The organism is Duganella sp. 1411, from assembly GCF_017833525.1.
GTDB lineage: Bacteria > Pseudomonadota > Gammaproteobacteria > Burkholderiales > Burkholderiaceae_D > Rugamonas.
This window is the reverse complement of record NZ_JAFICD010000001.1, coordinates 1,011,564-1,029,969: the sequence shown is the minus strand read 5'-3', so window position 1 is coordinate 1,029,969 and position 18,406 is coordinate 1,011,564. Positions and strand designations below refer to the sequence as shown.

Below are 18,406 nucleotides of genomic sequence, written 5' to 3'. Positions count from 1 at the left end.
TTTGAAAGTCTGGTCGTCTGTTTTCCTTCTCCTCCACCGTCCCCATTACCACTTCCCGGCTCCGACCGATAGCGCCCCGTCGTCATCATTTATGGGGACAGACGGCCCGGGTAGGCCTGTCTAATATGTACACATTACAAATATAACCATGTGCCAGTCGGCGGCGATGCGGCCGTCCGGCACGTCCGACCCGGTCCAATTGCTATGTCCGTCATCGACTTTGATTCTCTGCTGCAAGATGTCAACGCCGAGCAGCCGTGCGGCTCCAATCTTGAGTACGATCCGGACTTTGTCGCGCTCGAGTCGGAGGTGGCCGGCAAGCCGGAGGTGCAGTACGGCGCGACCATCACGGCCGCCGTGCCGCCGGACTGGAAGGCCATCGATCGCAGCGCGCGCGCCTTGCTGCGGCGTAGCCACGACCTGCGGCTGGCGGTATTTTTGCTGCGCGCCAATCTGGCGCTGCATGGCATGGCGGGCCTGGCCGACGGCCTGCGCCTGATCGAGCGGCTGATCGAGGAGCAATGGGACGGCGTCCATCCCCGGCTCGACGCCGACGACGACATGGACCCTACGCTGCGCGTCAACTCGCTGCTGATCCTCACCGACCACGTCACCCTGCTCAAAGACATCAAGGAAGCCTGCCTGATCGCGCTGCCGGGCATAGGCCGCCTGAACTTGCGCATGATCGAGATCGCCACCGGCGAGCTCACGCCCGTCGAGGCCGGCGACAAGGTGACGCTGGCCTCGATCGAGATGGCTTTGCGCGACGCCGACGGCGCGGCCTTGACGGCGGCGCGCCAGGCGCTCGCGCGCGCCTGCGACAGCGCGGCCGGGATCGAAGCGGCGCTCGAGCGCCAAGTCGGCGCCGCCCAGTCGCTCAATCTGACCGGCCTGATCCGATTGCTCAAACGGGGCCGCGATTTTCTCGGTGGCGAGCCGGACCCCGTCGCCGCCGAGGATGGCGCCCAAGCCGCCGGTGAAGCGGGCACCGCGCAGGGCGATGGCCCCGGCCGCCCGGCGCCGATCAGCGGCGAGATCGCCAACCGCGCCGACGTCGCGCGCATGCTCGACAAGCTGATCGGCTATTACGAACAGCATGAGCCGTCCAGTCCCTTGCCCATGCTGCTGGTGCGGGCCAAGCGCTTGGCCCCGATGAGTTTCATGGAAATCCTGGAGGACCTGGCGCCCGACGGCATCCAGCAGGCCAGTTTGATCCGGGGCCGCGAGGGCGCGCCGGAGTAAAGAGTGGCCGGCATCGGCGGGCCGAACAGGGCCTGGCGGCGGCAATCGTGTTGTTCAATCATGGAGGAAGTATCGTGGCCAAAGAGAGCAGTCAGAAATTCATCGCGCGCAACCGCGCCCCGCGCGTGCAGATCGAGTACGACGTCGAGGTCTACGGCGCCGAGAAGAAGGTGCAACTGCCGTTCGTGATGGGCGTGCTGGCCGACCTGTCGGGCCAGCCGGCCGACCCGCTGGCCCCGGTGGCCGACCGCAAGTTCCTCGAGATCGACGTCGACAACTTCGACGAGCGCCTCAAGGCGATGAAGCCGCGCGTGGCGGTGCAGGTGCCCAATACCCTCAGCGGCGAGGGCAACCTGAGCGTCGAGATGACGTTCGAGAACATGGACGACTTCACGCCGGCGGCGATCGCCCGCAAGGTCGGCCCGCTCAACAAGCTGCTCGAGGCGCGCGGCCAGCTGTCCAACCTGATGACCTACATGGACGGCAAGACCGGCGCCGAGGACCTGATCGCCAAGCTGCTGAGCGAACCGGCGCTGATGCAGGCGCTGACGTCGGCGCCGAAGCCGCAAGAATAATCCTTGACCGTCCTGGAGAACCACTATGGCTGAACTACAAGAACAAACGGAACAGGCTGGCGCCACGCTCGAGATGAGCGACTTCGGCAGCCTGCTGCAAAAGGAATTCAAACCGCAGTCGGACAAGGCCAAGGAGGCCGTCGAAAGCGCGGTGCGCACCCTGGCCGAGCAGGCGCTGGTCGGCAGCAACATCATCTCGGGCGACGTGCTGGCCACCATCGAGGGGTTGATCGCTGCGCTGGATCTGAAGCTCACCGAGCAGATCAACCTGATCCTGCACACGCCGGAGTTCCAGGCGGTGGAGGGCGCCTGGCGCGGCCTGCACCACCTGGTCAACAACACCGAGACCGACGAGATGCTGAAGATCCGCGTGCTCAACATCTCGAAAAACGAGCTCGGCAAGACGATCAAGAAATTCAAGGGCACGGCCTGGGACCAGAGCCCGATCTTCAAGAAGATGTACGAGCAGGAGTTCGGCCAGTTCGGCGGCGAGCCATACGGCGCCATCGTCGCCGACTACTACTTCGACAACAGCGCGCCGGACGTCGAGCTGCTGACCGGCATGGCCAAGGTGGCCGCCGCCGCGCACGCGCCGTTCATCTCGGCGGCCGCGCCGTCGGTGATGCTGATGGAGTCGTGGCAGGAGCTGTCCAACCCGCGCGACCTGACCAAGATCTTCCAGACCCCGGAGCACGCCGCCTGGCGCTCGTTCCGCGAGTCCGAGGATTCGCGCTACGTCGGCCTGGCCATGCCGCGCTTCCTGGCGCGCCAGCCCTACGGCGCCAAGACCGATCCGGTCGAGGCGTTCGACTTCGAGGAGGATACCTCGGCCGCCGGCAGCAAGAACTACACCTGGGCCAACGCGGCGTACGCGATGGCGGTCAATATCAACCGCTCGTTCAAGGAGTATGGCTGGTGCTCGCGCATCCGCGGCATCGAGTCCGGCGGTGCGGTCGAGGGCTTGCCGGTGCATACCTTCCCGACCGACGACGGCGGCGTCGACATGCAGTGTCCGACCGAGATCGCGATCTCGGACCGGCGCGAGGCGGAGCTGGCGGCCAACGGCTTCATGCCGCTAATCCATAAGAAGAACACCGACTTCGCCGCCTTCATCGGCGCTCAGTCGCTGCACAAGCCGGCCGAGTATGACGATCCGGACGCCACCGCCAATGCCAACCTGGCCGCGCGCCTGCCGTATTTGTTCGCTACCTGCCGCTTCGCGCACTACCTCAAGTGCATCGTGCGCGACAAGATCGGTTCGTTCAAGGAGCGCGAGGAGATGCAGCGCTGGCTGACCAAATGGATCAACCAGTACGTCGATGGCGATCCGGTCAACTCGAGCGAAGGCACCAAGGCGCGCAAGCCGTTGTCGGCCGCCGAGGTGGTGCTGGAGGAGGTCGAGGGCAACCCCGGTTACTACACCTCCAAGTTTTATCTGCGTCCGCATTACCAGCTCGAGGGATTGACCGTGTCGCTGCGTTTGGTCTCCAAGCTGCCATCGGCGAAGGCCGGCTAAGCTTCGCTTTTTCACATAAAACCGCCGGCATGGCGCCGGCACACAGGAGAAAATCATGGCATTAGATATGTTCATCAACATGGGCGACAGCATCAAGGGCGAGTCCGCCGACAAAGTCCAGGGGGCCAAAGGCGACATCGACGTGCTGGCCTGGAGCTGGGGCCTGTCGCAGTCGGGCACCACCCACACGGGCAGGGGCGGCGGCGCCGGCAAGGCCAATTTCCAGGATCTGTCGTTCACCAAATACATCGATTCGGCCACCAATGCGTTGATGATCCATTTGTCCAAGGGCACGCACATTCCCAAGGTGTCGCTGCTGGCACGCAAGGCCGGCTCGGGCCAGATCGCTTATATCAATATGATCATGGAAGAAGTGATGGTCACGTCGGTGTCGACCGGCGGCAGCGGCGGCGAAGACCGTCTGACCGAAAATGTGACCCTGAACTTCGCCAAGGTGACGTTCTCCTACACGCCGCAGACCGGCGTGGGCGCCGAGGACAAGAAAAAGGACTTCGCGTGGGATATCGCCGGCAACGCCGAGGGCACGGTCGCGACCGCGTAGATGCAAGGTACCGGCCTGCGGAACTGCCGCAGCCGGTCCCGACCGGCCACAGGCCGCGGCAGGGTGCAGAGGCGGCGCCGCAATGCCGCCGGGGCGGTCGTCACCCGGCCGTTCATTGAACTTTTGAATTGGAACACCATGACTCCGCACGAGCTGATACAAGAAGGTAAGCTGGTCGCCGCCCTGGCCGCGCTGCAGGAGCAGGTGCGCAAGGATGCGGCTAATGCCAAATACCGGATTTTCCTGTTTCAGTTGCTATGCGTGCTGGGCCAGTGGAACCGCGCCTTGACCCAATTGAACGTTGCCGGCGAACTCGATGCCGGCAACCTGCCCATGGTGCAGACCTACCGCGAGGCGATCCAGTGCGAGGCGCTGCGCGGCGACATTTTCGGCGGCGCGCGCGCGCCACTCATCTTCGGCCAGCCGCAACCCTGGTTGGCGTTGCTGCTGGAGGCGCTCAAGGCCGACGCGGGCGGCGATGCGCAACGTGCCGCCTCTGCCCGCGCCCAGGCGTTCGAGCTGGCGCCGGCCATCGGCGGCAGCATCGACGGCCAGCGTTTCGAGTGGCTGGCCGACGCCGACCAGCGCCTCGGACCGGTGCTCGAGGCGTTGGTCAACGGCCGCTATTTCTGGATACCTTTGCAGCGCATCAGCCGCATCGAACTCGATGCGCCGGTGGACCTGCGCGACGCCGTCTGGATGCCGGCCTCGTTCACCTGGACCAACGGCGCGCAGACCGTCGGCCTGATCCCCACCAGATACAATGGCACTGCGGCCAGCGATGACGAGGCGCTGTTGCTGGCGCGCCGCACCGAATGGATCGGGGAGGGCGGCTCGGCCGGCCAGGGCCTGGGCCAGCGCATGCTGGTCTCGGACGCTGGCGATCACCCGTTGATGGACGTGCGCCTGATCGAGTTCGACGCGCATCCGGATGCCGATGCCGACGCCGCGAGCGTCGAAGGAGTCGTCCATGGCTGAGCTAGCGCCACGCGAACGCTTGCAGCCATCGCTGCTCGACCGTCTCAGCGACGACGAGCCGGGCAGCGCGGTCGAGTCGCGTGAGCGCCGTGTGCTGTCGTTGCGCACGCTGCGCGAGGGCGTGCTGCGCGACCTCGCCTGGCTGCTCAACAGCACCAACCTGCTGTCCGTGCTGGACGCGGCCAAGCTGCCGCATGTGGCCAATTCGGTCGTCAACTACGGCGTGCCGGACATCTCGGGCATTCCGGTCGCCGGCTTGAACCTGGGCCAGTTGGAGCGCGGCATCCGCCAGGCCATCTGGGACTTCGAGCCGCGCCTGATCCGCTCGTCGGTGAGCGTGCGCGCGCTGGCCGCCGCCCATGTCGGCTACAACAAGATGATCTTCGAGATCGAGGCCGACCTGTGGGCCCAGCCGTATCCCGAACGGCTGTATCTGAAAACCGAATTGGACCTGGACCGCGCCTCGGTCGTGCTCACCGAAACCGACGCACGGAGCGCGTCATGAATCCGCGCTTCCTCAGGTACTACAGCCAGGAGCTGCAACACCTGCGCGAAATGGGCGGCGAGTTTGCCCGGGATTACCCGAAGATTGCCGGCCGCCTCGGGCTGGACGGCTTCGAATGCGCCGACCCGTACGTCGAACGGCTGCTCGAAGGCTTCAGCTTCCTGGCCGCACGGGTGCAGATGAAGATCGACGGCGAGTTCCCGCGCTTCACTCAGCACCTGTCGGAGCTGGTGTACCCGCAGTTCCTGGCGCCGACGCCGTCGATGGCGGTGGTGCAGCTGCAGCCGGACCTGAGCAACCCGGGCCTGAAGGACGGTTATTTGGTCCCGCGCGGCAGCGCCCTGCGCAGCGTGCTGGGGGCCGGCGACAACACTGCTTGCGAATACCGCAGCGGCCACGCCGTGACGCTGTGGCCGATCGAGCTGACGGAAGCCAAATTCTTTACCCATGGCGGACACCAGGCCGGCTTGAACGTGGTGTTGCCGCCCGCTGTCAAGGCCGGCATCCGTCTGCGCCTGCGTACCTGCGGCGGCGTCGCCTTCAAGGACTTGCCGCTCGACCGCCTGAGCCTTCACCTGCGCGGCGCCGAGGACCTGCCGGTGCGCATCTATGAAAAACTGCTGGGACATGCCGTCGCCGTGCTGGTCGCGCCGGTCGGGCGCCCGGCCGCCTGGCATCGGCTGCTGCCGAAGAGTGCCTTGCGCCCGCTCGGCTTCACCGAGGACGAGGCGCTGCTGCCCAGCGGCGACCAAACCTTCCCGGGCTATCGCCTGCTGCGCGAATACTTCGCCTTCCCGCAGCGCTATCACTTCGTCGAGCTGGGTGGACTGCGCGACGCGCTGCGCCACTGCGCCGACACCGAAGTCGAACTCACCGTCCTGCTCAACCAGGCCGACGCGCAGCTGGAAAAAACGCTCGACGCCTCCCATTTCGCGCTGCACTGCACGCCGGTGGTGAACCTGTTCCAGCGCCGTGCCGACCGCATCAACGTCACCGGCGAGCAGTTCGAATACCACGTGCTGGTGGACCGCACGCGGCCAATGGACTACGAGGTGTACCAGATCGATTCGGTGACCGGCTACGGCAGCGGCAACCATGCCGAACAGGCGTTCCGGCCGTTCTACACGGCCAAGGACATCGCCAGCGCCCGGCAGGAGCAGGCGTTCTTCCAGATCCGCCGCGAGCCGCGTGTGATCTCGCAGCGTCAGCGCCGCGACGGCCCGCGTTCGAGCTACATCGGCAGCGAAGCGTTCATCTCCATCGTCGACGCTGCCGAGGCGCCGTACCGCGCCGACCTGCGCCAGCTCGGCCTGTCGGTTTGGTGTACCAACCGCGATCTGCCGCTGGCGATGCCCATCGGCGTCGGCAAGACCGACTTCATTCTCGACTCGGGCGCGCCGCTGCTGGCGGCGCGTTGCCTGGCCGGCCCCAGCCAGCCGCACCCGTCGATCGCCGAGGGCAGCGTCGCCTGGCGCTTGTTGAACCATTTGTCGCTCAACTATCTGTCGCTGGTCGACAGCGACGCCGCCCAGGGCGCCGCCGCGCTGCGCGAGATGCTGTCGCTGTACTGCCCACCCACCGACGTAACCGCCCAGCGCCAGGTCGACGGTGTACGCTCTGTCGCCTCGCGCGCGGTCACGCGGCGCATGCCGTCGCCGGGCCCGATCACCTTCGGGCGCGGCGTCGAGATCAGCGTCACGCTCGACGACGCCGCCTTCGAAGGCAGCGGCGCCTTCCTGCTGGGCGCCGTGCTGAACCGGTTCTTCGGGCAATACGTGTCCATCAACACCTTCACCGAAACCGTGGTGAAAACCTTGGCGCGCGGCGAGATCATGCGCTGGTCGGCACGGGAGGGCGCATGCGCGATCCTGTAGAACTCCAGCTCCAGCTTGAACGGCGGGCCGCGCGCATGGACTTCTTCCAGACGTTGCGGCTGATCGAAAACGCCCACCCTGAGCTGCCGCGCATCGGCGCCTCGCTGCGCCCGCGCGACGACGCGGTGCGCTTCGGCCAGGACCCGGAGCTGATTTTCCACGCCGCCGCGCTGGGCCAGTTCAAGCGCGCCTCGGGCGAGTCGCGCGCCCGGCTGGCAGTCAATTTCTTCGGCCTGCTGGGCGCCAATGGCCCGCTGCCGACGCATTTGACTGAATACGTGCGCGGGCGCCTGCGGAATGGCGGCGACGGCACCATGCTGGCCTTCCTGGACGTATTCCACCACCGGATGCTCGCGCTGTTCTACCGCGCCCGCGCCAGCGCCGAACCGACCATCAGCCTGGATCGGGCGGACGCCGATCGTTACTCGATGTTCGTCGGCAGCCTGTTCGGCATCGGCGCGCCGGCGCTGCGCGACCGTGACGACTTGAGCGACTTCGCCAAGCTGCACTTCGCCGGGCTGATGGCCAGCCGCAACCGCCCGGCCTCGGGGCTGGTGACCATCCTGCGCGCGTATTTCAAGCTACCGCTGCACGTCGAGCAATTCGTCGGTCACTGGATGCGACTACCGGCGGACGCGCATAGCCGCATTGGCCAGGACGGGCAGGGCAACCGGTTGGGTAGTTCGATGGTGCTGGGGCGTAGCGTCTGGGATTGTCAGAACAAATTCCGCATCGTCATCGGGCCGATTCCTTATGTCGACTACCAGCGCCTGCTGCCGGGTGGCGACAGCTTGCGACGCCTGCAAGCGTGGGTGCGCAGCTACGCCGGCCTGGCGCTGGACTGGGACCTGCGTCTGGTGTTGGAAAAACATGAGCGGCCGCCGTTGCGCCTGGGCGCCGCCGGCACGGGAGGCACCCGGCTTGGCTGGACCAGCTGGCTGGCCAGCGCCGCGCCGCAGGGGCATCACGACCAGTTGTTGATACACCCACGTTAAAGGAAAATCATGGCCGACATCAGCCGTGTTGCATTGTTTGGCAAACTGAATAGCCTGTGCTACCGGGCGATCGAAAGCAGCACCGTGTTCTGCAAGTTGCGGGGCAATCCGTACGTGGAGTTGGTGCACTGGCTGTACCAGATTTTGCAGCTACAGGATTCCGACCTGGTGCGGGTCATCCGCCAGTACGACGTCGATCCGGCGGCGCTGGCGCGCGACCTGACGGCGGCGCTCGACCGCCTGCCGCGCGGTTCGACGTCCGTCACCGACTTGTCGTCCCAACTAGAGGAATCGGTCGAACGCGCGTGGGTGTACGGCACCTTGATGTTTGGCGAATCCCAAGTCCGCTCCGGGCACTTGATCATCGGTTTGTTGAAAACCACAGGTCTGCGCAACGCCTTATATGGCATGTCCAGGCAATTCGAGAAAATCAAGCTGGAACACCTGACCGACAACTTCGCCAGCCTGCTGGGCGAATCGCCGGAAGCGAAGATGGTCGCCACCGACGGTTTCAGTGGCGGCGGCGCAGTGCCCGGCGAAGCCTCCGGCGCGATCGCCCCGGCCGCGATGGGCAAGCAGGAGGCGCTGAAAAAATTCACGGTCGATCTGACCGAGCAGGCGCGCAGCGGCAAGATGGACCCTATCGTCGGCCGCGACGACGAAATCCGCCAGATGGTCGACATCCTGATGCGCCGGCGGCAGAACAATCCGATCATGATCGGCGAGGCCGGCGTCGGCAAGACGGCGGTGGTGGAAGGCTTCGCCCAGCGCATCGCGCGCGGCGACGTGCCGCCATCGCTCAAGGACGTGCAGCTGCTGACGTTGGATGTCGGCCTGCTGCAGGCTGGCGCCAGCATGAAGGGCGAATTCGAACAACGCCTGCGCTCCGTGATCGATGAAGTGCAAGCCAGCCAGAAGCCGATCATCCTGTTCATCGACGAGACGCATGCCCTGGTTGGCGCCGGCGGCGCTGCCGGCACCGGCGACGCGGCCAATTTGCTGAAACCGGCGCTGGCGCGCGGCACGCTGCGCACCATAGGCGCGACGACGTTCGCCGAGTACAAAAAGCACATCGAAAAGGACCCGGCCCTGACGCGCCGCTTCCAGGCTATCCAGGTCGACGAACCGAGCGAGGAACGCGCGATCCTGATGATGCGCGGCGTCGCCTCGACGATGGAGAAACACCACAAGGTGCAGATCCTTGACGAGGCGCTGGAGGCGGCGGTGAAGCTGTCGCACCGCTACATCCCCGCGCGCCAGCTGCCGGACAAATCGGTCAGCCTGATCGACACCGCCTGCGCGCGCGTAGCCGTCAGCCTGCACGCCACGCCGGCCGAGGTGGACGACAGCCGCAAGCGCATCGAGGCGTTGGAGGTCGAACTGGGCATCATCGGCCGCGAAGGCGCGATCGGCATCGACACCGGCAAGCGCGCCGCCGACGCCAACGAATTGCTCGGCGCCGAACGCGAACGCTTGGCCGGCCTGGAAGCGCGCTGGAACGACGAACGCGCGCTGGTTGACCAGTTGCTGTCGCTGCGCGCGCGCTTGCGCGACGGCGCCCAGCCGGTCGAAGGCACGGGCAGCAAGCTCGAGGCGGCCGCCGGCACCGAGGCGTCGCCGGCGCCGCTGACCGACGGCCAGCGCGACGACCTCAAAGCGCAGCTGAAGGACGTGCAGGCCAGGCTGTCGGCACTGCAAGGCGAGAATCCGCTGATCCTGCCGACGGTCGACTACCAGGCCGTGGCCGCAGTGGTCGGTGACTGGACCGGCATTCCGGTCGGGCGCATGGCCAAGAACGAGATGGAAACCATCCTGACGATCGCCGCGTCGCTGGCCAAGCGCGTCATCGGCCAGGACCACGCGATGGAGATGATCGCCAAGCGCATCCAGACCTCGCGTGCCGGCCTGGACAACCCGAGCAAGCCGATCGGCGTGTTCATGTTGGCCGGTACGTCCGGCGTGGGCAAGACCGAGACCGCGCTGGCGCTGGCCGAGGCGTTGTACGGTGGTGAGCAAAACCTGATCACCATCAACATGAGCGAATACCAGGAAGCGCACACCGTATCGACGCTGAAGGGCGCGCCGCCGGGCTACGTCGGCTACGGTGAAGGCGGCGTGCTGACCGAGGCCGTGCGCCGCAAACCGTACTCGGTCGTGCTGCTCGATGAAGTCGAAAAGGCGCACCCGGACGTGCACGAGATGTTCTTCCAAGTCTTTGATAAAGGCTTCATGGAGGACGGGGAGGGGCGGTTCATCGACTTCAAGAACACCCTGATCATCCTGACGACCAACGCCGGCACCGACCTGATCGCCGGCCTGTGCAAGGACCCGGACCTGATGCCGGGACCAGACGACATGGCCAAGGCGCTGCGCGCGCCGTTGTTGAAGGTGTTCCCGCCGGCGCTGCTGGGCCGCCTGGTGACGATTCCGTACTACCCGCTGTCGGACGAGATGCTCGGCTCGATCGTCAAGCTGCAGCTGAACCGCATCAAGAAACGCGTTGAGGCGCGCTACAAGATCCCGTTCGAGTACACCGAGGATGTGGTCAAGCTGGTGGTGTCGCGCTGCACCGAGGGCGAGTCGGGTGGGCGGATGATCGATGCCATTTTGACTAATACTATGTTGCCAGATGTCTCGCGAGCGTTTTTGACGCGAACGCTTTCCGGGCAAAAGGTAGAGCACGTTGAAGTGAAAGTCGCCGAGGGGACCTTTTGCTACAACTTTGACTTTAATGGTTAATTTGCCGGTTACAAATTTCTGGTGTTTCTAGAAGGTGAATCCCTGGACATCGCAGTCGGTATTTGATTTCAAGAAGTTAATTAATGAAATGGAGGGGACCATGCCTTACAGGCTTAGCAGCAGGATGTCGCTCGCCGACGAGAACGGCGTGCCCTTACAACCGGACGCGCCGATCCTTACAAGCGACATTCTGAATTGGTATGAATGGAGAGCGGTTGGCGACCAAAAATTCGCGCGCGTACGTAGAGATAAACCGTCAGTGTCGCCGGAGGGATGGGTGCCTGCGTCGTTAATGATTCCCTTATATGGTCAGACGGCGCGAAAAAATGGCCTTGTTTTGGAAGGCAACGAAGAGGTGCGTGATAAATGCCGCCAGCTTGCAAACCGTATAGATAAACGTTTTGAAAAAGGATTGTTTAACGGTCCATCGCATTTCATGCTGGGAGTACTGCTGTGTGAGACCTTAGATGGGGATAAGGTGTTCTACGCCGCTTACGCTGGTAATTGGGCGGTAGCTGATTTCGACAAGGACGCAACTGCAAGCGGTTGCATCGGGGCTCAGTCAGTCCAGGGTGGCTCGGAACACTTTCGTGATATGGCGGGAAAGGTCTTCAAGGCGAGGCCGAAGAGCGGACCTCGAGTCGGTAGGCCGGCGGGGTTGCAGGCGGCCGATCTGACGCAACTGGGCAACTGGGATGATCTCGACGATCCTATTGATCGCGTAGGGAATGCGCTTGGGTCCTGCGCTGCGCAAAAAATGCTTCAACTCGCGATCAAGCACAACGCAACTCCGCGTCACATGTGGGAACAGTGGTACGACACTAAGCATATGGCGACGCAGGACCGTCTGCCTATCGAGTCTTGTTCCACTTGCGCTGTGAACATTCCCCGAATGCTCGATCGGGGCGCGAAAAAGACGGGCGGAAAGCATGGCTAGCACGCGCTGCGTCAAATCTAGCATTGACACGGAGCATCAGGCTTTGGCCCCGGTGCACTCCACTCAATATGAGAATGATTACTAAAAAGGAAAGTATATGCCAATCAGCATAGAGTATTTGTTCAGGATAAAAAGCAGCCCGTCCACGGAGGAGGCTTTTGACTGGATTGCCGCGAATGGCGGCGATTTTTCGGCATACGATATTTTCAGGAAGTTGCGATTCTCAATTTTTATTCGCGAAACCCAAGGAAATTACGGATTGTCGCAAGGCCGTAAATGTTTGAATGATTTCGTTCTTTACGAAGCAAGCAGACGGCAAACGAAGATTTTGATGAGTTTTGCGATGGCGGGAGGCGGCATGCAGTTCGTTCAATGGCTGCGAAACCGGCTAATGAGGCACTATAACTTATTCTCTACGGATTCCGTCTATGTCGACTGCGTAACGGCGCGATCCGGAGACTGTTACTACGGAATAGGGCCTGTAGCGGCTTATCCAACGTACGCTGAAGTACGGCCAGATCGCAGGCCCGCCATGGCTTTTGCCGATGGCGCCGTGCCGATTGGCGCAGTGCACCCGCTCTGGAACTGGAGATTCCTATCTGCAATGCGTGAGACCAAAGTAATGCTATTTGTTTTGACCGCCGAGTTTTTGGCGAGCGTATGGTGTATGCAAGAACTTCAGCAATTTGGAGATATGCTTAATAATCGGCAAGACTTGCGTGCCGTTGTATTAAACCTCTATAACCTCGATTGGGATCCAGCTCTCCTAGGGCTGCCGGCTGAGAGGGTAACTGTCCTTACCGAATTAAAAGAAACGGGGCTTGGAGGGATGCTTTGGGATCAGGGTTTGTGGGGAATATCTTCGGATGCATTCGATAACCTGGTTGGTACAATCGGCCCGCACCCAGAGTGGCGCGAGAGTTAATCATCAACGGGCCATTAGCATAAAGTAAAGAGCCGATGAAATTCATAGGGGATGCTGATGAAGCCGAATTACTTACTTGGAATATGCAGCAAGGAAGCTCTAAGGTGGAATTAAAGATAAACGAAGACGCTAACTCTCTAAGTGAGGACGAAAGCGAACCATAAATTAAAAACAATTCGAGATCGATCCTTGACTGGATATGACTAGCCCTTATTGACTACGATTGGAAGCAACATGCCAAACCAGGTATCTATGGGCGCGTTGATGACCTGCACCTTCGGCGTCGCGCCTTCCTCGCTGGTGGTGCTGCCAATAAACAAGGTGCTGGCCGAAGGCCCACCCGCCGCCAACATCATGGACCACATCCCGATGGTCAACATCATGCCGTTCGGGATGTGCAGTTCGATGGCAAATCCGATGGTCATCGCCGCCACCGCCGCCGCGCTCGGGGTGCCGACGCCGATGCCGTGCATCCCGGCCACCAGCGCGCCCTGGGTGCCGGGCGCGCCTACGGTGTTGATCGCCAACATGCCGGCGCTCGACAACGGTTCGAAATGCATGTGCAACTGGGGCGGCGTGATCGCCTTCAGCATGGCCGGCACCGTCAAGACCATGATTCCCTAACACGAAAAAACCGAGATCCCGATGCCTGCAACGCAAGCCCACCGCGACATATCCGTGACCTCCGCCTTGGCGGACGACACGCTGCTGTTCCATTCGATGAGCGGCACCGAACAGTTGGGGCGGCTGTCGGAGTATCGCGTCCAGCTGAGCAGCGCCAAAAAGGATATCAAGATCGGTGATGTCCTCGGCAAACCGATGGGCGTCCATGTCAACCTGGCCGATGGCGGCGTGCGCCATTTCAACGGTGTTGTCACCCGCTTTCGCAGCAACGGCTGGGATGGCGACGCGTTGGCCTACGAGGCTGTCGTCCACCCCTGGCTGTGGCTGTTGACGCGCGCGTCGAACTGCCGCATCTTCCAGGACCTGTCGGTGCCCGACATCGTCGCCCAGGTCTGCGGCGCGCCTGGGTACGGCGGCTTGGTCGATCTGTCGGCCGGCGCGCTCAGTGGCAGCTACCCCGCATTGCCGTATTGCGTGCAGTACCGCGAGACCGATTTCAACTTCGTCTGCCGCCTGCTGGAGGGCGCCGGCATCTACTTCTTCTTCACACACGACGCGGACAAGCACACGATGGTGCTGGCCGATTCTTATGGTGCGCATGTGTCCATCGCTGGCGAGGCGCTGAAGTTTTCCAGCGAGGACAGGCGCCTGAGCACCGACGACGAGATGGTGTTCGCCTGGTCGGCGTCGGGCGAAATCCAGCCGAGCGCCTTTGCGCTCAACGATTTCGATTTCGAGAAGGCTGCCGCCAGCAACAGCGGCGGCTTGCTGGTGAAGTCGACGATCGCCGCGGCGTTCGACCAGTCCGCGTTCGAGATGTTCGATTATCCGGGCGGGTACACGCTTGCCGCCGAGGGCACGTCGCTGGCGCGCGGGCGCATGGAAAGCTTGCACGGCCAGTGCGAACGCATCGAGGCGACAAGCAACGCGCGCGCGCTTTACACGGGTGGCCTGTTCACGCTGGCCGAGCATCCGCGCGATGACCAGAACCGCACATACCTGGTAACCGAGGCTGTTTATGCGGTCAAAGGTTCGGACTATCGCAGCGGAGGCGGAGGCGGCGTCGAATTCCAGGTGACGCTGGCGGGGATCGGCACGGCCTTTGCGTTTCGCCCGCTGCCGGTGGCGCGCAAGCCGGTGGTGCAGGGGCCGCAGACGGCGATGGTGGTCGGCAAAGCCGGCGAGGAGATCTGGACCGACAAATACGGCCGCGTCAAGCTGCAGTTCCACTGGGACCGCCTGGGCCAGGACGATGAGAAAAGCTCGTGCTGGGTGCGCGTGTCGCAAAGCTGGGCCGGCAAGGGCTGGGGCACGATGTTCATTCCGCGCATCGGCATGGAGGTGGTGGTCGAATTCCTCGAGGGCGATCCGGACCGGCCGCTGATCACCGGGTGCGTCTACAACTCGGACGCGTTGCCGCCGTACGCGCTGCCCGCCGAGCAGACCAAGTCCACTCTCAAATCGAATTCGTCGAAAGGGGGCAAGGGTTTCAATGAGGTGCGCTTCGAGGACAAAAAGGGCAGTGAAGAAGTGTTTGTCCAAGCCGAGAAGGACTATAACCGCGTCGTCAAAAACAACGACACGCTGAAGGTGGGTTTTGAGAAGGCCGACAAGGGCGATCAAACCATCGACATCAAGAACGATCAAGCGCTGACGATCGGGAACGATCAGCGGGAGACGGTCAAGAACGACCAGACCATTGACATAGGCAACGATCGGAAGAAGACGGTCAAGAACGATCAGACCGTGGAGATCGGGAACGATGATACGGAGACCGTCAAGAACAACCAGACTGTCGCCATCGGCGGCGAGCAGAAGGTCGATGTCGACGGCGCGCAGAAGATCAAGGTCGGCACCACCATCGCGATCGAGGCCGGCACGTCGATCGAGTTGAAGGTGGGCGGTAGCAGCATCAAGATCGAGGCGGCCAAGATCACCATCAAGTCGGCGCAGATCGAGATCGCCGCCGACGCCAACATGGAGGCCAAGGCCGGGGCGATGATGGTGATCAGTGGCGGCGCCATGGTCAAGATAAATTGATGTGCAACCCGAACGATTGACCGATGATGCTGACGTTGAATGTCCTAACCTATCGCAACCAGCCAACGCCAGGCGCGTCGGCGGGGCGCTTTTCCGACCCCGGCGGCACCTTGGGACGTGGACCCGACAACCTGCTGGTGCTGGACGACCCGGGCAAATATATCTCGCGCATCCACGCACGGGTGAGCTGCCGCGACGGCGTGTATTTTCTTGAGGACGTGGGCAGCAATCCTAGTGTGGTCAACGACCGCCCGCTCGGCAAGGGGCGCGAGATCATGCTGGCCGACGGCGACCGCATCGTTGTTGGCGACTATCAGCTCGAGGCGCGCGTGGTGGCCGAGGCGCCGGCCGCTTCCTGGCTGCCACCGGCGGCATTGAACGATTCCGCGCTGCCGCTGTTCGAGCCCCCACCGGTGACCGCGCCGGTGCCGCTGCCGGCGCTGGAGTCGCTGCCCGTCGCCGCCGCCGTGCCGGCGTACCAGGGCGCGCCATTCGACGCCTTGGCCGGCGCGCGCATCCTCGATGTTGCTCCCACCGATGGTGCGGCACTGGCCGCCGATGATCCGCTCGGATTGAACCTGTTCGCGGCGCCCCCGCCGGCGGCCGTCGCCCCCGGCGATTTCGGGCTGAATCTGGCGCCGCAATACCGCGCCGCCGAAAGCGATCATGTGTCGCCCGAGCTGGTGCCGTTCCGCATACCAGCGGTCGATACGCCGGCGCCTGCGGCCGGGGGCTTCGCGATCCCGCACGATTACGATCCGTTGGCGGATTTTTTGCCGCCGGTGCCGGTGCCCGCGCCTTCGCCACCGGAACCCGAAGCGGTGCCGCCGTCACCCGTGGCAGAGCCGCCGCAGACGGCGGCGCCGCCACCACCGGCAGCCATCGCTCCACCGGTAAGGCCAGCATCCGTATCGGTCGCCAGCGACAGCGAAATCCTCCAGGCGCTGCTGCGCGGGCTGGGCTTGCCGGACTTGCAGCTCAACCGCTCCGGCGTGCAGGTGGCCGAAACCGTCGGTGCGATGCTGCGCGAGGCCACCACCGGCACCATGGACGTGCTGATGGCGCGCGCGCTGACCAAGAAGGAAAGCCGCATCGACATGACGATGATCTCCGTCAGCGCCAACAATCCGCTCAAGTTCTTCCCCAATCCGGACAGCGCGCTGACGCAGATGCTGACCAACACCATGGTCGGCTACATGCCGCCGGTGCAGGCGATGCGCGGCGCCTTCGACGACTTGAAGGCGCACGAGCTGGCCGTCATCGCCGGCATGCGCGCGGCGCTGGCGGCGGTGCTGCATCGCTTCGATCCGGCGCACATCGAGAGCCGGCTGGCCGAGCCGAGCGTGATGGACAAAATGATGGCCTCGAACCGCAAGGCCAAGCTGTGGGACCGCCTTGTGATCTTGTACGGCGATATCGCGCGCGAAGCCGACGACGATCTGCAACGCCTGTTCGGCGAAAAATTCTCGGAGGCGTACGAGGAGCAGGTCCAACGCCTGCGCCAGGCACGCAAATAAACGCGGCATTCACTATCAATGAGCAATCGATGAGGCATCATGGCCTGGAAAAATAAAGTGGTCTGGTCGGAAGGCATGCTGCTGCAACCGCAGCATCTGCAGCAGCACGACCGTTATTGGCAAAGCCAGCTCGAGGCGAGGGTGGCGGCGTTGACCCCCTACGGCTACGGTTTCGCCGACCTGCGGCTCGACGAGCAGCAACTGGCGCTGGGCAAGCTGTCGTTGCTGTCCTGCCGCGCCGTGCTGCCTGACGGTACGCCGTTCGATCTGCCGGCGGAGGACGACCTGCCGCTGCCGCTCGACGTGCCGGCCGATGCCCGCAACGTGCTGGTGGTGTTGGCGTTGCCGTTGCGCCGGCACGGTGTGGCGGAAGTGGGCAACCACGACGGCCCGGATAATTTCGCCCGCCACCGCGCTGACGATTACGAGGCGTGGGACAGCAATGGCCTCGATAACAGCGCATTGATGCAGGTCGGTAAGCTGCGGCTACGCCTGGCGCTGGAGAGCGAGGTGGTCAACGCCTACGCCACCTTGGGCATCGCCCGCATCGTCGAGCGCCGCGCCGACAACCGCGTGGTGCTCGATCCCGAATACTGCGCGCCGTGTCTGGACTTTCGCGCCGCGCCACGCCTGGCCGGCTTTGCCGACGAATTGGTCGGCCTGCTGCACCAGCGTGGCGAGGCGCTGGCCGCGCGCCTGTCGCAGCCGGGCGTGGCCGGCGCCGCGGAGATCGCGGACTTCCTGCTGCTGCAGCTGCTGAATCGCGCCGAGCCGCTGTTCATGCACCTGGCCGGGGCGACCGGCGTCCATCCGGAGCGACTGTACGGCGCCATGCTGCAACTGGCCGGCGAGCTGGCCACCTTCACCGAGGCCGGCAAGCGCGCGGCGGCCTATCCGCAGTATCGCCACGACCATCTGGCCGAAAGCTTCGCACCGGTGATCGCCGATTTGCGGCGCGCCTTATCGACGGTGATGGATGCCCAGGCGGTGCCGATCCCGCTCGAGGAACGCCAGTTCGGCATCCGTGTGGCGGTGTTGCCGGACAAGGAGCTGCTGCGTTCCGCGTCGTTCGTGCTGGCGGTGAACGCGCAGATGCCGGCGGAGATGGTGCGCAACGGTTTCCCGGCGCAGGTCAAGATCGGATCGGTGGAAAAGATCCGCGACCTGGTCAACCTGCAGTTGCCAGGCATTGGCCTGCGCGCCTTGCCGGTGGCGCCGCGCCAGTTGCCGTTTTACGCCGGCCACACCTACTTTGAACTGGATCGCAGCAGCGAGTACTTCCAGCACCTTAACAACTCGGCCGGCTTCGCGCTGCACGTGGCCGGCGATTTCCCGGGACTGCAGATGCAGTTCTGGGCCATCAGAAGGTAGGCCGGC

The 18,406-nt window shown here is 63.7% G+C and carries 15 protein-coding genes; all 15 read left to right on the top strand.

What is annotated here, in order from left to right; translation table 11 throughout:
- Window positions 1–204: 204 nt before the first annotated feature.
- The 15 genes from tssA to tssK all read left to right on the top strand — a co-directional run bounded on the left by tssA (window position 205) and on the right by tssK (window position 18,400).
- Window positions 205–1,242: a type VI secretion system protein TssA gene (gene tssA, locus JOD97_RS04010; protein WP_209713509.1), complete on the top strand. Its 1,038-nt coding sequence runs from the start codon at window positions 205–207 to the stop codon at window positions 1,240–1,242.
- Between the two features lie 71 nt (window positions 1,243–1,313).
- Window positions 1,314–1,817 (top strand): type VI secretion system contractile sheath small subunit, encoded by a 504-nt coding sequence (gene tssB / locus JOD97_RS04005; protein ID WP_209717157.1) that lies wholly within the window; start codon window positions 1,314–1,316, stop codon window positions 1,815–1,817.
- Between the two features lie 25 nt (window positions 1,818–1,842).
- Window positions 1,843–3,333: a type VI secretion system contractile sheath large subunit gene (gene tssC / locus JOD97_RS04000; protein ID WP_209713507.1), complete on the top strand. Its 1,491-nt coding sequence runs from the start codon at window positions 1,843–1,845 to the stop codon at window positions 3,331–3,333.
- Window positions 3,334–3,388: 55 nt separating this feature from the next.
- Window positions 3,389–3,895 (top strand): type VI secretion system tube protein Hcp, encoded by a 507-nt coding sequence (locus JOD97_RS03995; protein WP_209713505.1) that lies wholly within the window; start codon window positions 3,389–3,391, stop codon window positions 3,893–3,895.
- 138 nt (window positions 3,896–4,033) lie between these two features.
- Window positions 4,034–4,873: a type VI secretion system accessory protein TagJ gene (locus JOD97_RS03990; RefSeq protein WP_209713503.1), complete on the top strand. Its 840-nt coding sequence runs from the start codon at window positions 4,034–4,036 to the stop codon at window positions 4,871–4,873.
- Window positions 4,866–5,378 carry a type VI secretion system baseplate subunit TssE gene (gene tssE / locus JOD97_RS03985; RefSeq protein WP_209713501.1) on the top strand — a complete coding sequence of 171 codons (513 nt, stop codon included), beginning with the start codon at window positions 4,866–4,868 and terminating at the stop codon, window positions 5,376–5,378. Before JOD97_RS03990 ends, tssE begins: the two co-directional genes overlap by 8 nt.
- On the top strand, window positions 5,375–7,252 hold the full coding sequence (tssF, locus tag JOD97_RS03980; RefSeq protein WP_209713499.1) for a type VI secretion system baseplate subunit TssF: 1,878 nt from the start codon (window positions 5,375–5,377) through the stop codon (window positions 7,250–7,252). The genes tssE and tssF overlap by 4 nt, the downstream gene beginning before the upstream one ends.
- On the top strand, window positions 7,237–8,247 hold the full coding sequence (tssG, locus tag JOD97_RS03975; RefSeq protein ID WP_209713497.1) for a type VI secretion system baseplate subunit TssG: 1,011 nt from the start codon (window positions 7,237–7,239) through the stop codon (window positions 8,245–8,247). The genes tssF and tssG overlap by 16 nt, the downstream gene beginning before the upstream one ends.
- A gap of 9 nt (window positions 8,248–8,256) precedes the next feature.
- Window positions 8,257–10,986, top strand: coding sequence for a type VI secretion system ATPase TssH (gene tssH / locus JOD97_RS03970; protein WP_209713495.1), 2,730 nt, complete (start codon window positions 8,257–8,259; stop codon window positions 10,984–10,986).
- Between the two features lie 34 nt (window positions 10,987–11,020).
- Window positions 11,021–11,923: a hypothetical protein gene (locus JOD97_RS03965; RefSeq protein WP_209713493.1), complete on the top strand. Its 903-nt coding sequence runs from the start codon at window positions 11,021–11,023 to the stop codon at window positions 11,921–11,923.
- 97 nt (window positions 11,924–12,020) lie between these two features.
- The gene (locus JOD97_RS03960; RefSeq protein ID WP_209713492.1) at window positions 12,021–12,848 is read left to right on the top strand and encodes a hypothetical protein; all 828 of its coding nucleotides are present in this window, start codon (window positions 12,021–12,023) and stop codon (window positions 12,846–12,848) included.
- A 234-nt stretch (window positions 12,849–13,082) separates the two neighbouring features.
- Window positions 13,083–13,472: a DUF4280 domain-containing protein gene (locus JOD97_RS03955; protein ID WP_209713490.1), complete on the top strand. Its 390-nt coding sequence runs from the start codon at window positions 13,083–13,085 to the stop codon at window positions 13,470–13,472.
- A gap of 54 nt (window positions 13,473–13,526) precedes the next feature.
- Window positions 13,527–15,512 (top strand): type VI secretion system tip protein VgrG, encoded by a 1,986-nt coding sequence (locus JOD97_RS03950; RefSeq protein WP_209713488.1) that lies wholly within the window; start codon window positions 13,527–13,529, stop codon window positions 15,510–15,512.
- Window positions 15,513–15,535: 23 nt separating this feature from the next.
- Window positions 15,536–17,029: a type VI secretion system-associated FHA domain protein TagH gene (gene tagH / locus JOD97_RS03945; RefSeq protein ID WP_209713486.1), complete on the top strand. Its 1,494-nt coding sequence runs from the start codon at window positions 15,536–15,538 to the stop codon at window positions 17,027–17,029.
- A gap of 39 nt (window positions 17,030–17,068) precedes the next feature.
- Window positions 17,069–18,400 carry a type VI secretion system baseplate subunit TssK gene (tssK, locus tag JOD97_RS03940; protein ID WP_209713484.1) on the top strand — a complete coding sequence of 444 codons (1,332 nt, stop codon included), beginning with the start codon at window positions 17,069–17,071 and terminating at the stop codon, window positions 18,398–18,400.
- Window positions 18,401–18,406: the final 6 nt, after the last annotated feature.